The sequence below is a fragment of the Paraburkholderia sp. GAS33 genome (genome assembly GCF_050436645.1).
Lineage (GTDB): Bacteria > Pseudomonadota > Gammaproteobacteria > Burkholderiales > Burkholderiaceae > Paraburkholderia > Paraburkholderia phenazinium_B.
Map to the genome: position 1 here is coordinate 167,816 of NZ_JBNDMP010000003.1, position 14,643 is coordinate 182,458.

Here is a 14,643-nt window from a genome sequence, read left to right on the forward strand (position 1 = left end):
AGCCTGCTTAAACCGCTGCACCGAACGAAAACTCCCGCTCGTGCTCGCCGCGCAACTCGTCGAACTGCTGCATCCTTAGGACGACATCGGAAATCTCGAACACCGAGACGGCCGCCTTCAGTTGCTGCGTCTGCTGATGCAACGAGGCCGCGGCCGCAGCAGCTTCTTCGACCAGCGCCGCGTTCTGCTGCGTCATCTCGTCCATCTGCACGACGGCCTGGTTGACCTGCTCGATGCCAGTGCTCTGCTCGAGCGACGAAGCGCTGATCTCCGCCATCATCTGCGTGACGCGCGAGATCGACTCCGAGACATTGCGCATCGCGCCGCCCGCGTGCTCGACGAGCGTCGAGCCACCCTTGATCTCTGTGACCGACTCGCTGATCAGCGTCTTGATCTCCTTGGCCGATTGCGCGCTGCGCTGCGCGAGCCCGCGTACTTCCCCTGCCACCACCGCAAAGCCACGTCCTTGCTCGCCTGCCCGTGCCGCTTCGACCGCCGCGTTCAACGCGAGGATGTTGGTCTGGAACGCGATGCCGTCGATCACCGAAATGATTTCCGCGATCTTGTCCGAGCTCTGCGCGATCCCCCGCATCTTGTCGACCACCTGATTCACGACCTCGCTGCCGCGCGAAGTGGCATCCAATGCGGTCTGCGCGAGCGCGTTCGCTTCGCGCGCATGATCGGCGTTCTGCCGCACGGTCGCAGTCAACTCTTCCATGCTCGAGGCGGTTTCCTCCAGCGAGGCAGCCTGACTCTCGGTACGCGCCGACAAATCCGCGTTGCCCGTGGCAATTTCGTTAGCGCCCAGGTAAATCGAGTCAGCCGATTCACGCACCGTCTTCACTGTTCGCGCGACGCTTGCCTGCATTCTCGCCAGCCCCGAAAACAGACGGCCGATTTCGTTGGTGCCACGCGCGCTAATCGGCTGATCGAGCCGGCCTTGCGCAATCCGGTCAAAATGGCGGCCCGCCTCTTCGAGCGGCGCAACCACGCCGCGCCGCAGCGCCAGGTAGACTGCCACCGTGCCCGCCAGCAGCAACAGCAGGATCACCGCGCCAACACTGCGGAACAACGCAAGGCGGCTGTCGATCGACTCGAGCGAAGCCCGGTTCGCGGCGTCCGCGAACTCTACGAAGGTATGCAGTTCGCCGAGATAGGCGTCCTGGAACGATTGCGTTGGCTGATCGAGGAAGGCCTGGATGTTGCCCGAGTCGAGATCCTGCGTCAGTTCGACCAGCGCCGAGTGATATTTCTGATAACGGTCAGTGAGCGCGGCGGCGCGAGCGCTGTTTTCGTCGCTCGTCTTGGTGGCATTGGTAAAAGAGGTGAACGACTGATCCGCCGCCACCAGTTGGTCGCGAGCGTGCTGCACGATGTCGGCCGGTTCGGCGCTGCCCTTCACCATCCGCGTGCTGGCGCGCGACAGGTTGATGCGCGCGTCCATCAGCGCCTGCGTAGTGCGATTCACCGCGTCGACCTGGTTCAACGCGACATTCGACAGCTCGCCAACATCGTCATGGGTACGCGTCAACGACCAGAACCCCAAACCTTCCGTCACCAGTTGCAGCAGGCAAAAAGCGGCCAAAACACACAGCAGGCCGGATGCGACCTTGATCTTGCTAAACATCGTGAACACCTGAATTGCATTGAATGACGGGGAAACCACGACGCTGTTTACGGCAACACCAACGTTCTCTTGAGAAAAACCCGGTGAAAGACTGTCTTGCAAGCTGATTCGTGACGCAATCACTCTATTGACATTGATTTACACAATAATCCGCGCGTCATTTTTGCGATTCACCTTGACGTGGCGCGTACGGGCTTCCTAGAGTGGGTAGGGACGCCACCACGGGCATCGCCCCGAAGGATTCGACGATGACAGATCTACTGGACCGGGCACGAGGCGCACTCCATGCCCAGCCCTTCAGCATGCTCCTCGGCGCCGAGCTGATGCACACCAGTGCCAACGAGGTGACCCTATGCCTGCCGATTCGCGACGAGTTGCGGCAACAACACGGTTTCGTTCACGGGGGAGTGATCAGTTACCTGGCGGACAATGCGCTCACGTTCGCCGGAGCGCTCGCACTCGGGCCGCGGGTTGTCACGGGCGAGTACAAGATCAATTATCTGCGGCCCGCGATGAACGGCATGCTGGTCGCGCGGGCGCAGGTCGTCTATGCCGGGCGGCATCAGGCGACCTGTCAGTGCAATATCTTTGTGATGGACGGCGATCGCGAGCGGCTCGTCGCCGTCGCGCAGGGGACAATCAACCGGATCGGCGACGGCGGGGAAACGGTGCCGTCGCCTTGAGGGATTACTCTGCTGCGTAAGTCTTCTGCTGCTGCTCGCCCAGGCCTTCGATACCGAGGCGGATCGTCTGACCCGGCTTCAGATAAATCGGGTTCGGCTTGACGCCCATGCCGACGCCCGGCGGCGTGCCGGTCGAGATCACATCGCCCGGTTGCAGGCTCATGCACTGCGACAGATACGATACGAGCTTCGCGACGGTGAACACCATCGTCCTGGTCGAGCCGTTCTGATAACGGTGGCCGTCCACTTCGAGCCACAAGTTCAGGTTCTGCGGATCGGCGACTTCATCGCGCGTGACAACCCACGGGCCGATCGGGCCGAACGTGTCGAAGCCCTTGCCCTTATCCCACGTACCGCCGCGTTCGATCTGCCATTCGCGCTCGGAGACGTCGTTGATCACGCAATAACCGGCGACGTGGTCGAGCGCGTTCGCCTCATCAATGTATTTGGCCGGCTTGCCGATCACCACGCCCAGTTCGACTTCCCAGTCGGTCTTCTTCGAGCCGCGCGGGATCTCGACGTCGTCGTTCGGGCCGCTGACCGCGCTATTCCACTTGTTGAACACAACCGGCTCGGTCGGCACCGGCAGATTCGACTCGGCCGCGTGATCTGCGTAATTCAGGCCGATACAGATGAACTTGCCGATCCGGCCAACGCACGGCCCAAGGCGCGGATTGCCTTCGACCACCGGCAGCGATGCCGGGTCGAGCTTGCGCAGTTGTGCGAGACCGGCGTCCGTCAGCGTGTCGCCATTGATATCGGCCACCACCTTCGACAGATCGCGGATCTTGCCTTGCGCGTCGAGCAAGCCGGGTTTTTCCTGACCTTTCGGCCCATAACGAAGCAGTTTCATCGTTGCACTTCCCTATCTATCCAGAGTGTTCAGTGAAAAAACAGGCTAGTTCGACCAACCGCCGTCGATCACGTGCGCCTGGCCGGTAGTAAAGCCCGACTCGTCGGAGGCGAGATACAGCGCCAGCGCCGCGATCTCTTCGGTCTTGCCGACGCGGCCCATCGGCTGGCGGGAGACGAACGCCGCCTGCACCGCGTCGACGGTGGCGCCTTGCGCCTGCGCCTGTGCCGCAATCCGCTGTTCGAGCGACGGTGAAGCCACCGTGCCCGGGCAGATCGCGTTACAGCGTACACCACGTGTGACGAAGTCTGCAGCGACGGCCTTCGTCAAACCGATCACGGCCGCTTTCGACGCGCCGTACACGAAGCGGTTCGGCACGCCTTTTACGCTCGACGCCGCCGACGACATATTGATGATCGAACCGTTGCCCTTCTCCAGCATTCCCGGCAGGAACGCGCGAATCGTGTGGTACATCGCCTTGGCGTTCAGGTTGAACGCGAAGTCCCAATCTTCTTCCGTCGCTTCGAGAATCGATCCGGCGTGGACGTACCCTGCGCAGTTGAACAGCACATCGATCGGGCCGAGTTCGGCGGCCAGCGCGTGGATCGCGGCCTTGTCGAGCACATCGAGCTTGCGCGCCTCGACCGGCTTGCCGGCGAGCGAATCGATACGGATATCGGTAGCGATCACCCGCGCGCCTTCGCTGGCGAAAAGTTCGGCGGTGGCAAGACCGATGCCTTGTCCGGCGGCAGTAATCAGGGCCGTCTTCCCGGCCAGTCTTTGTGTCATCTACGGCTCCAGTTGAAATGGCTTGCGAAGTTTTATACGGGATAGCTTGCCATGAATTTCACAGACGGTAGAACGCCGTCGCGTTCGCGCCGAACACCGCTTCGCGTTCCGCGTCGGATAATCCGCTGAGCAGTGTATTCGCCACCGAATGCCATAGCAGGTAGTCACCGTTCAGATCGAGTACCGGCCAATCGCTGCCCCACATCAGACGCGCCGGACCAAATGACTTCAGCAGATGGTCGACGTAGGGTTGCAACGTGGCCTCCGTCCAGCCGGACGCGGCCTCAGTCGCAAGCCCGGAGAGTTTGCAATGGACGTGCGGCAAGCCGGCGAGACGTGTGATGCCGTCGGCCCAACTTTGCCAGCCTTCATGGCCGCCGTCCCGGATCGGCGGCTTGGCGCCGTGATCGACCACGATGCGCAGCTTGGGAAAGCGCTTGACGAAGATTGCGAGGGCGTCGACATGGCGCGTAAAAATCAGCGCATCGAACGCGAGGTCGTGAGCAATCAGCGCTTCGACGGCGGGCGCGAGATCGGGATTGGCGATCCAGTCGTCATCAGCGATGTCTTGCAGCATCGGCCGGATGCCCTTGAATTTCGCGTCACGTGCGAGTTCGGCGATCAGGGCGGGTGCATCGTTGGACAACATCGGCACCCAGCCGACCACACCCGCAATCGATGCCTCTTCGCGCGCGAGATCGAGCAGGTAGCGGGTCTCTTCAACCGTGGGCGCCGCCTGGACGACGACCGTACGCTGCACATCGGCGCGCTCACGCAGCGGGGCGAGATCTTGTGGCCCGAAGGTCCGGTACAGCGACTTCAGATCGGGCGTCAGCCAGCCATAATCGCCACGGGCCGGATCCCAGTAATGCTGGTGAGCGTCGATGTGCATGGTTAGTCAATCCTTAGGCACCGGCGCCCGCGGATCCAGCAGACCTTCGTCACGCAATGCCGTCCACAGTTCAGCAGGAATCGGGCGATCGAACGAAGCGACGTTCTCGCGCAATTCTTCGACACTGCGCGCCCCGGTCAGCACGGTCGCGACGGCTGGGTGAGCGTAGGGAAACTGCAGCGCCGCCGCGGCCAAGGGTACATCGTGCGCGCGGCATACGGCTTCGAGCCGCGCCACGCGCTCGATCACTTCTTTGGGCGCAGCGCCATAGTTGAACTTCAGATCCCCTTGAACACCGCGAGCCAGAATGCCCGAGTTAAATGCTCCGCCTAACAGGATACTTACGCCGCGCGCCTCGCAGGCGGGCAACAGGTCGTCGAGCGTTGCCTGTTCCAGCAACGTATAGCGGCCCGCCAACAGCGCGCAGTCGATGTCGAAATCCGCCATCATCTCGAGAACCGCCGCGCCTTCGTTGACACCAAGGCCGACAGCCTTGACCACACCCGCCGAGCGCAATTCATCGAGCGCGCGAAAGCCGCCGCCGTCCGTCAGTTGCTTCCAGTAGACCGGATTCTTATCGCCGTGTGTGACACGGCCGATATCATGAATCAGCAGGATATCGATCTCGACGATGCCCAGCCGCTGCTGGCTGTCCTCGAACGAACGCAGGATGCTGTCGTGGGTGTAATCGAAGATGGCCTCGAACGGCAGCGGGTCTTGCCAGCCTTCGCTGCCGTCATACGGGTTGGTGCGCGGCACAAAGCGCCGGCCGACCTTGGTGGACAGCACATACTGGTCACGTGGATAGCGACGCAGCGCATCGCCCAGCCGGTGCTCGGCTTTCGTATGGCCGTAATGCGGCGCAGTGTCGAAGAAACGCACGCCTGCATCCCAGGCTGCGGCGACCGTGGCGAGTGCCTGTTCTTCCGTCAGATCGTGGTAGAGGCCGCCGAGCGGTGCCGTGCCCAGACTGAGCCCGCTCACCTGCAGATCGCGCCGGCCAATCTGGCGGCGCTTTACGACGTTTGAATCAATCGCTGCTGTCATGCAGATGTCTCCATTGTCGACACGAGTTAGCGCTTTAGCGCTTACTCGCGTCCCATGCAGTTTTATCGCGGTCGGTCCAAGTTAGCGCTTTAGCGCTTACTCGCGCCTCATGCAGTTTTAATGCGAAGCGATCTCCACCACCCGCTGCGCAGACCCCGCGCTCGACGGCAGACACGCCGGGCCAACCGGCTCGAATGTCTTGTACGTCAGGATAAACTCCTGGTGCCCAAGCGTTTCGGACTTCGATGCTACACCTTGCGCCACCGCCACCGTCTGCTCGAACACTTCGCGGCCGACTTCTTCCAGCGTGCCACGTCCTTCGAGAATCCGGCCCGCGTCGACATCCATATCACCCGCGAGGTTGCGATAGGTCGCCGGATTCGCACACACCTTGATGACCGGCGAAATGGCCGAGCCCACCACCGATCCGCGTCCGGTCGTGAACAGGATAACGTGCGCTCCGCAGGCGATCAGCTCGCCGATCTCGGCATTGTCGCTAATGTTGGGAAAGCCAAAGCGCGGTTCGCCATCCGGCACCACGTCGAGCAGATACAGGCCGCCGGTCGGCGGAACATCGCCCGGTTTGATGATGCCGACAATCGGCGACGCCCCGCTCTTCGCATATGCGCCGAGCGACTTCTCTTCCTGCGTGGTCAACCCGCCGTCTGCATTACCCACGGCGAAACTACCGTGGCCGAGGATCGAGTAGTAGCGCGCGGCCTTCGCCACGCAGGCGACGATTTCATCGCCCAATTCCGGCCGCGCGGCGCGCGTTTTCATATGGAACTCGCAGCCCACCAGTTCGCCCGTTTCTTCGAAGATGCAGCTCGAACCGGCCTCGATCAGATGATCGAACGCGCGGCCCACGGCGGGATTCGCGGTGATGCCGCTGGTTCCGTCCGAGCCGCCGCAGATTGTGCCGACCACCAGTTCGCTAAGCGCCATCGGCACGCGCTGTTGCGCCGCCAATTGCTTGCGCGCATCGCGTACCCAGTCCACGCCATACTGGATCGTGCTGCGGGTGCCACCCTTTTCCTGGATCGTGAGCACTTCCACGGGCCGGCCGCTCTCTCGCACCACGTCCACGAGATAGTGCTTGTTCATGCTCTCGCAACCGAGCGACACAAACAGCACCGCACCCACATTCGGATGCGTAGTGAGCTGCTTGAGCATCTTTTCGGCATAGCCATTCGGATAGCAGCCGGGAAACCCGATCAGATGAACCGCTGGCTCGCGCTCGGCTGCGGGGTCATCGAACGCATCGAGCGGCTCGCGAAACTGTGTGACGATTTCCCGTGCCACGTGATGCGCGCACTCGACGAGATACGCGACCGCAACGACATTGCGGATGCCCTTGCGGCCGTCGCTGCGCAAATAGCCTTGCAGCGTTGGCTGCGTGCCGCCGGCCGCGGGAATCGTTGCTTCGGAAGTGTCAGTCATGATCGTTCCAGCGCGGTATTGCACCGCATCAATGATGCACGAACTCGTGACCTGCATCGTGCGTGTACGTGGGCAGGTAGTCGCTTTCGAGGTTGTGGGTATGAAGATGTTCGCCGCGCGCAACGGCTCCGGTCACGTGGCCGATGACCGCGCCGTAGCGCAGCACCTTGTCGTCTTTCGCCAGCGCGCCGCGCGCGACTTTGTGACCAAGTTCGATCGTCTTGGCGAGCGTAACGCGCTCGCCTTCGATCTCAAGCTCGGTGCCGGCTTCGAGCCGCGCCCCTGCAATCAGGCAGTTGTCCTGCGGACTTAGCAGGATCAGGCGGGCGTCGGTATGCGATGGGCTGCTCAAAATTGTCTCCGCAATGGGTCCGTTTTAGTTCTGGCCTTCGCCGCTCGCGAGGCGCGCCACCATCAGCGAGCCGAGAATAATGGCGCCGTAGATGGCCTGAATCCAGAACGACGGCACTTGTGCGAGCGTCAGCAGGTTTTGCACGACACCCAGCAATAGTACGCCGGATAGCGCGCCGAGCATCGTGCCCTTGCCGCCGTCGAGCGAAATGCCGCCGATCACTGCCGCCGCGAACACGGTAAAGATCATGCCATTGCCCTGATTCGCGTTGATCGCGCCAACGTAGCCGGTGACGATCAGGCCGCCAAGCGACGCCAGCACGCTGCCCAGCACGAACACGCCCCACGTAATGCGTTCGACGCGAATCCCGGCCGCGCGCGCCGCTTCCGGATTGCCGCCGATCGCATACAGCGCACGCCCAACACGATGGTAGCGCAGCATGAACGCGGCGACAGCGAAGGCCACTGCGGCGAGCCACACGGAGACAGGCAGCCCAAGCACGATCGTGGTGGCGAGGGTGAAGAACGACGGCGGCATATCGAACAGCGTGCCGCCTTTGGTGGCGCCCACGAGCATGCCGCGCAGCACAATCAGCATCGCGAGCGTGACGATGAACGCATTGAGCCGTAAGCGCACCACCAGAAAGCCGTTGATAAAACCAATCACCGCGCCGACGACGAGAATCGCCAGCAAGCCTGCCGCGGCCGGCCATTGCCAGCCAAAACCGGCGGACGCCGCCGGCATGACCAACATCGCGCCGACAGCGGGTGCAATTCCCACCGTCGACTCGAGCGATAGATCGAACTTGCCGGTCAGCACGATCAGCGATTCGGCGAGCACGACGAGCGCGAGCGCCGCGGAGGCGCCAAGCACGCTGATCAGATTCGCCCTGGTCAAGAAACTCGGGCTGACGAAAGCGCCTATCACAAGCAGTAAAGCAAGCGCGGGCAGCAACGCGAGGTCGCGCAGACGCGCGAGCTCGATCCGCGCCCGGCGGCTGCGCGCGGCAGGCGCGCCGGCCGCTCCTTGAGCCGTAGCGAATGCAGGGCTAGGCACACTATTCTTCATGGAGACTGACTCCTTCAACGGATGCGATCAGGTCGTGGTCCTGCCAACCCGCGGGAAATTCGGCCGCGACGCGGCCACGAAACATGACCAGCACGCGGTCACAGGTACGCAAATCATCGAGTTCGCCCGAGACCACGATCACCGCTTTGCCCTCTTCACGCACACGGTCCACGACAGACAGCAGCGCTTCCTTCGATTTCACGTCCACGCCAGCGGTGGGGTCGATCAGCACGAGGACGTTCGGATCAGTCGCCAAGGCGCGCGCCATCACGACCTTTTGCTGATTGCCACCGGACAGGCCCGATACGACGTGCTCAGGACCCGGCGTGACGATGCCGAGCGCCTCGATCATCTTCTGGCCGAACGCGTTCTTCTTTGCGGGCGAGGCGAGGCCGAACTTGCCGAGCAGGCGCGTGATCGTCATCGAGGCGTTTTCCGCAACCGATTGCGTCAGCACCAGGCCTTCGTGATGCCGGTCTTTCGGCACGCAGCCGATACCGGCCGCCAGCGCCGCCGGCACGTCACCACGCGGCAACGACTTACCTGCTACGCGAATGTCGCCACGGGTCGACGAGCGCAACCCTGCGATCGCTTCCGCGACACTGGTGCGGCCGCTACTCGTCGCGCCAGTCAAACCGATGACCTCGCCGCGCTTCACCGTGAACGACACGTCTTCGTAATCGGCGCCGCCGAGACCCGCGACTTCCAGCGCTACTTTCGTATCGGCCGGTAGCGGCTCACGCGAGGCAGCGTCGGCGACTGCAAGGCCGCCGCGCTCGCCGGTCATGGCTTCGATCAACTGCTCGCGCGGCAACGCAGAAACCGGCGCGCTGACGATATGCCGCGCATCGCGCAACACCGTCACCGCCTGGCAGATTTCGTACACCTCCTGCAAATGGTGCGAGATAAACAGAAACGTCACGCCTTCGCGCTGCAACTCGGTGATGCGACGAAACAGGCGCTTGATTTCATCGCCGTCGAGTTGGGCGGTCGGCTCGTCGAGAATGATGAAGCGCGCGCCATACGACAGCGCCCGCGCAATCTCCACCAGTTGACGTGCTTCGACACTCAGATCGCCCGCGCGTGCATCTTCGCGCACGTCGATCTTCCAGTGATCGAGCAGTTCACGCGCGTCGCGGCGCATGGCCTGCCAGTCGATCATGCCGCGCCGTTCAGGCTGACGGTTGATGAACAGATTCTCCGCGACGCTGAGATCGCGGATGATCGTCGAATGCTGATAGACGCAGGCCACACGCTCGCGCCAGGCATCGCGGTCGGCGAGCGAAGGCGCCGGCGCGCCGCCGAAGCGCACCTCGCCGGTATCCGGCTTGCGCAGGCCGGTGAGGATCGACACCAGCGTCGATTTCCCGGCCCCGTTCCGCCCGACGAGTGCATGCGACTCGCCAGGCATCACGCGGATGCTCACGTCGTTCAGTGCGGCGTACGAGCCGAAGCGCTTGGTCACTTCCAGCGCTTCGACCATCGCCTGGCCAGAGGCAGCCGCCGCAACGCCAGGCGCGTGCATGAGCTCGCTCATTTGACGGTGTTGCCCCACAGGTTCTTGTCGTCGACATTCGCCTTCGTCACGAGCGGCGCAGGCAACTGATCTTCCAGCATGCCCGGCGCGATCTGGATGATCGTGCTGCCGTGATCGGTCGGACCCGGCTTGAAGGTCTGTCCGGCGAGCGCGGCCTTGATGTAGAACAGGCCGTACTTCGCGTACAGGTCAGCCGGTTGCGAAACGGTGGCGTCGATCTCACCCTTGCGGATCGCCTCGAACTCTTGCGGAATGCCGTCGTTGCTGACAATCACGACGTGTTTCGCATCACCCACCGGAAACAGCATCTGCTTGCGGCGCAGCGTCTGCAGCGTCGGCGACAGATAAACTCCGCCTGCCTGCATGTAGATCGCTTTCACGTCCGGGTTGGCGGTCAACAGGCTGTCGAGCGCGGTGGCCGCGACGTCGCCCTTCCAAGCGGCCGGAATTTCCAGCAGCGACAGCGACGGGTAATGCTTCAGGCATGTGCGGAACGCTTCCGAACGGTCACGGCCGTTCACCGACGCCAGATCGCCCTCGATCTGCACGACCTTGCCGGACTTCACATGCTCGCCGATGTACTTGCAGGCCATCTCGCCGTACGCGTGATTGTCGGCGCGGACCACCATCGCGACCTTGCCTTGGGTCGGCGCGACGTCTACGGCCACCACTGGCACGTTCTTGGCGGACGCGGCGTCGAGCGCCCGGCTGATCGCAGCCGAATCCAGCGGACCGACGACGATGCCCTTCGCACCCAGATTCAGGATGTTGTTCATATCGGTGATCTGCTGCGCAGGGTCACCGTTGGAATTGACCGGCGCGAGGATGTCGAGCCCGCTCTGCTTCGCGTAGACGGGCAGGTAGTTGTTGTACGACTGCCAGAACGGCGAGGTGAGGAGCGGCAGATCGAGGCCGATCTTGCCCGAATCGGCAGCGCGGGCAGCGCCGCTCGTCACGAGGCCGGCCACGCATGTGGCCGCTACCCCAACTGATAAAGCGCCACGAATGAAGCGATGGGCCGCGCGCGGCCCCTTAGCGAACGTCATGTCTTGTCTCCTGATAGGTGTTGTTGAACTACCCCGCCGCTCCGCTCAGCGGCCGGCGTATCGCCCTGCGCGTTCTTCGTTCTTATCGATATTGGTGCACGACAATTCACCAATGAACGTATTATTCATATATGCATCATTCGAAGTCAAGGCATGTCCGGCGTAAGAGCCGTCCGTACTTTCCCTGGCCGCACGCGCCAATTGCGCTCTACACTCACGCGCCAGATGACAATGAAACCTGCACTGCTTTGCATGGGAGCGGCGTGAGCACTAAAGCGCCAACTCAGGTCGACACATGGAACTCCACCGATGATGGATGCGGAAGAAAGAGACGACGCCGACCGTTACCGGGCGCCCGCGCTGGACAAGGGGCTCGATATCCTCGAACTGCTGGCCGAGCAGAAAGATGGATTGACGCGCGCCGAGATCACCAAGCTGCTGGGACGTAATGCGAGCGAGATGTACCGGATGCTCGAGCGGCTGGTCGCCCGTCAATATGTGGTGCGTTCGGCGGGGGGCGACCGCTATTCGCTGAGCCTGAAGCTGTATGCGCTTGCGCACCGGCACCCGCCGATGAACCGGCTGATCTACGAAGCGCTGCCGCTGATGCAGCGTTTCTCAGACCGCGCGGAACAGTCGTGTCACCTGGTGGTGTACGACCGCGGCAATCTTCTGGTGATTGCGCAGGTGGACGGTCCGGGCACGTGGGGGATGTCGGTGCGGCTCGGTTCTCGGGTCGGTCTCATCGATACCGGCTCGGGCCGCGTCATGCTGGCTTTCCAGACCGCCGAGCAGCGCGCCCATATGCTCGCCGAGCATACGAAGGTGAAAGGCGAAGTGACGATAGACGAGGAAGCGCTCGAGGCGACCTGCGAGCGGATCCGCACGGCAGGGTTCTCGCAAAAAGACAGCCAGCAGATCTTCGGCGTCACCGATGTCACGTTCCCCATCCTCGGGCCGTCCGGGCAGGCGATTGCCGTGCTGACCTGTCCGTACCTGCGGCGTATCGACGAATACGTCGCGCCCGCGCTCGACGCAGCGACCGCGATGCTGCGGGAAACTGTCGCGGCGCTGTCGATGTATCGCGAAGAAGCGAGCTAGCATCCCCCACCGGCCTGGCCTGGCAATATTTGACAGTCTCCGGGAAGCGGCACGTCAGCCGATCACGGGGCTCGCGCGTTTTATCAGGGTCGCGCTCATGCGCGTACAAAAACCGCAGCATGCACGGCTCTCAAGCAGGCCGGATTGTCTGCGCCTCCCCGATGAACGCGGCGATGCCGCGGCAGGTCAACAGGATCAAAACGATGAAAAAACTCATTCTCTCCATGGCCGCCGTGGCCGGCCTGTTCGCAGCGAGCGCCAGCTATGCACAGGTTCCCGCGAGCGCGCCGAGCGGCACGACGGGTCTCTGCAAGGACGGCTCGTTCTATTCCGGCGCGACGAAGAAGGGTGCGTGCAAGGGTCATAAAGGCGTCCAGACCTGGTACGGCGCAGCGTCGAGCACAGCCGCGGCTTCGGCTCCGGCAGCAGCACCGGCCATGGCGCCGGCGGCAGCCAGCAGCGCCAAAGCGGCACCCTCCAAGGCGCCTGCAGCGGCCAGCACCGCCCAGGCAGCCCCTGGCGGCGGCCCCGGCCAGGTGTGGGTCAACACCAGCACGAAGGTCTACCACTGCCCGGGTGACAAGTACTACGGCAAAACCAAGCACGGCTCGTACATGAGCGAAGCGGACGCGAAGACCAAGGGCTACCACGCCCAAGGCGGCAAGGCCTGCCAGTAAATATTGACCGTCGTACAATCCTGCGTCCGTGCCGGAAGGGCTGCAAAGGCTCCAACGGCCGGACCCAGGATGAGGCGTATTTCGCCTTACGTTTCAAGCTTCACACCGATACATCATCATGAAGAAATCGTCTTGTTCTCTCGTTTTGCTGGCTCTTGCGCTGGCGGGTTTCGCAGGTTCGGCTTCCGCGGCCGGCTGTCTGAAGGGTGCCGTGGTCGGCGGTGTCGCGGGTCACTATGCGGGTCATCACGCCGTTGTCGGCGCGGTTGGCGGATGTATCGTCGGACACCATCTGGCGAAGAAGAAGCAGGCTGAAGAGCGGGCGGCCGCTCACGCGCAGGAAGGCCCGATTCAATAAGGCGGAGCCGCCCGGACGCACGCACAGGCGTGGAGCCCGCCAGGTCTTTCGCCACACTCACATGGTTTAAGTCTGCATGGTTTAGAATGGCGACCCTTTCAAAAATGTCGCCGCGCGGGCAACGACCTGCGCGCGCTATCGATACCTCATGGCGAAACTTCTGACCGATTCCGAATTCCAGCGTTTTTCCGAACTCCAGCAGAAGCAGGCGAGCTTCACGATCACCAGCGAAGAAGCCGACGAACTGCGCGACATCGTGGCCCGCGCGCAGCAAAAGCGCGACGACCGCGCAGCGGCCATGCAGGCGATGGAAGCGTACATCCAGCAATTCGACATCAGCCCGGACGAACTGTTTTCGCCGGAGCAGATCGGCGACGCCGCACGCACCTATGGCCTGATTCCGGCTGCGAAGAAGGAACGCGTGCTGCCGCCGTCGTTCACGTATAACGGCAAGCCGTACCAGTGGACGCGCGCGCTGCCCGACGATATCCGCGTACCGCTGTTCGACGCGTTCAAGGCGGGGCAATCGGTGAAGGACTTCATCGCGACGCCGAAGGACGCCGCTCGCTGCGCGGCAACGATTGCCCGCCTCGAACGTGAGACGGGTGCCGTGTATGCGCAGGCGTGGCTCGAAGAGTTGTCGGTGTCACGCAGCCAGGTGGACGAGGCAGCAGGCAAACTGCCGGCCTGAGCACGCTGCCGTCATGACGACGCCGGATGAAGCTGCCATCCGGCGTTACGATCCGGCCGTCTCAGCGATGGTGATGGTCTATCTTTGCTTGACGACTGCGCCCGAACGACTTCCCAATACTCAACATTGAGTCCCAGTCTCAACGTCATCAGGCGGCAAGGCCAGCCGAGGCCTTAAGGCTTCGTGGCCGTATTGGAAGCGCCCGTTGCGGCGGATGCCTCAACCGCTGCCGATGCATGGTGCTTATGATTTTTGTGATGCTTGTGGTGATGCTTCACAGCGGACGCTGCCTCGGCCGGAGCGGCGCTCTGCTCCTGAGCGGGCGCGGCGACGGGTGCGGATGCCTGTGCAAACGCGCCGAGCGAAAACAACCCGGCGAGAGCGGCGATAGTGATCTGCTTGTTCATCGTTAGTCCTTCCTGAAAAAATCTCGGTTGAGGGTACGACCTGATAACGGTCGTGTGTTTAACGGCCTTCTGCGG

The 14,643-nt window shown here is 62.7% G+C and carries 16 protein-coding genes; 5 read left to right on the forward strand and 11 right to left on the reverse strand.

All coding sequences use genetic code 11. From position 1 onward, the window contains the following. Positions 1–7 precede the first annotated feature (7 nt). Complete coding sequence (locus P3T24_RS10955; RefSeq protein WP_429434493.1) at positions 8–1,627, reverse strand: methyl-accepting chemotaxis protein; 1,620 nt, start codon at positions 1,625–1,627, stop codon at positions 8–10. Between the two features lie 248 nt (positions 1,628–1,875). Here P3T24_RS10955 and P3T24_RS10960 point away from each other — a divergent pair, with 248 nt between their 5' ends. Next, positions 1,876–2,310, forward strand: a complete 435-nt coding sequence (locus P3T24_RS10960) for a PaaI family thioesterase (protein WP_074266661.1) — start codon at positions 1,876–1,878, stop codon at positions 2,308–2,310. A gap of 4 nt (positions 2,311–2,314) precedes the next feature. Here the strand turns inward: P3T24_RS10960 and P3T24_RS10965 are convergent, their stop codons facing one another. From P3T24_RS10965 to P3T24_RS11005, 9 genes are all read right to left on the reverse strand, one after another. Next, the gene (locus P3T24_RS10965) at positions 2,315–3,163 is read right to left on the reverse strand and encodes an ureidoglycolate lyase (RefSeq protein ID WP_429434495.1); all 849 of its coding nucleotides are present in this window, start codon (positions 3,161–3,163) and stop codon (positions 2,315–2,317) included. A 45-nt stretch (positions 3,164–3,208) separates the two neighbouring features. Further along, entirely contained in the window at positions 3,209–3,952 is a 744-nt protein-coding gene (locus P3T24_RS10970) for an SDR family oxidoreductase (RefSeq protein WP_429434498.1), read from the reverse strand. 58 nt (positions 3,953–4,010) lie between these two features. Then, on the reverse strand, positions 4,011–4,844 hold the full coding sequence (locus tag P3T24_RS10975; RefSeq protein WP_429434500.1) for an amidohydrolase family protein: 834 nt from the start codon (positions 4,842–4,844) through the stop codon (positions 4,011–4,013). A 6-nt stretch (positions 4,845–4,850) separates the two neighbouring features. Next, entirely contained in the window at positions 4,851–5,891 is a 1,041-nt protein-coding gene (locus P3T24_RS10980; RefSeq protein WP_429434503.1) for an aldo/keto reductase, read from the reverse strand. Positions 5,892–6,008: 117 nt separating this feature from the next. Continuing rightward, a complete protein-coding gene (locus tag P3T24_RS10985) occupies positions 6,009–7,331 on the reverse strand; it encodes a UxaA family hydrolase (protein WP_429434505.1) in 1,323 nt (440 codons plus the stop codon). A 28-nt stretch (positions 7,332–7,359) separates the two neighbouring features. After that, on the reverse strand, positions 7,360–7,683 hold the full coding sequence (locus tag P3T24_RS10990) for a UxaA family hydrolase (RefSeq protein ID WP_429289134.1): 324 nt from the start codon (positions 7,681–7,683) through the stop codon (positions 7,360–7,362). A gap of 24 nt (positions 7,684–7,707) precedes the next feature. Next, positions 7,708–8,751 (reverse strand): ABC transporter permease, encoded by a 1,044-nt coding sequence (locus P3T24_RS10995; protein ID WP_429434508.1) that lies wholly within the window; start codon positions 8,749–8,751, stop codon positions 7,708–7,710. After that, positions 8,741–10,288, reverse strand: coding sequence for a sugar ABC transporter ATP-binding protein (locus P3T24_RS11000; protein ID WP_429434511.1), 1,548 nt, complete (start codon positions 10,286–10,288; stop codon positions 8,741–8,743). Before P3T24_RS11000 ends, P3T24_RS10995 begins: the two co-directional genes overlap by 11 nt. Next, positions 10,285–11,334, reverse strand: a complete 1,050-nt coding sequence (locus P3T24_RS11005; protein ID WP_429289137.1) for a sugar ABC transporter substrate-binding protein — start codon at positions 11,332–11,334, stop codon at positions 10,285–10,287. The genes P3T24_RS11000 and P3T24_RS11005 overlap by 4 nt, the downstream gene beginning before the upstream one ends. 312 nt (positions 11,335–11,646) lie before the next feature. Here P3T24_RS11005 and P3T24_RS11010 point away from each other — a divergent pair, with 312 nt between their 5' ends. The 4 genes from P3T24_RS11010 to P3T24_RS11025 all read left to right on the forward strand — a co-directional run bounded on the left by P3T24_RS11010 (position 11,647) and on the right by P3T24_RS11025 (position 14,161). Then, positions 11,647–12,435 carry an IclR family transcriptional regulator gene (locus tag P3T24_RS11010; RefSeq protein WP_074269240.1) on the forward strand — a complete coding sequence of 263 codons (789 nt, stop codon included), beginning with the start codon at positions 11,647–11,649 and terminating at the stop codon, positions 12,433–12,435. 203 nt (positions 12,436–12,638) lie between these two features. After that, positions 12,639–13,112, forward strand: a complete 474-nt coding sequence (locus P3T24_RS11015) for a DUF3761 domain-containing protein (protein WP_429434514.1) — start codon at positions 12,639–12,641, stop codon at positions 13,110–13,112. Between the two features lie 118 nt (positions 13,113–13,230). After that, positions 13,231–13,470: a hypothetical protein gene (locus tag P3T24_RS11020; RefSeq protein ID WP_074266671.1), complete on the forward strand. Its 240-nt coding sequence runs from the start codon at positions 13,231–13,233 to the stop codon at positions 13,468–13,470. A 148-nt stretch (positions 13,471–13,618) separates the two neighbouring features. After that, positions 13,619–14,161, forward strand: a complete 543-nt coding sequence (locus P3T24_RS11025; RefSeq protein ID WP_074266672.1) for a hypothetical protein — start codon at positions 13,619–13,621, stop codon at positions 14,159–14,161. A gap of 173 nt (positions 14,162–14,334) precedes the next feature. On the opposite strand, the gene P3T24_RS11030 is transcribed toward P3T24_RS11025, so the two are convergent. Next, positions 14,335–14,568 (reverse strand): hypothetical protein, encoded by a 234-nt coding sequence (locus P3T24_RS11030; RefSeq protein WP_429405834.1) that lies wholly within the window; start codon positions 14,566–14,568, stop codon positions 14,335–14,337. Positions 14,569–14,643: the final 75 nt, after the last annotated feature.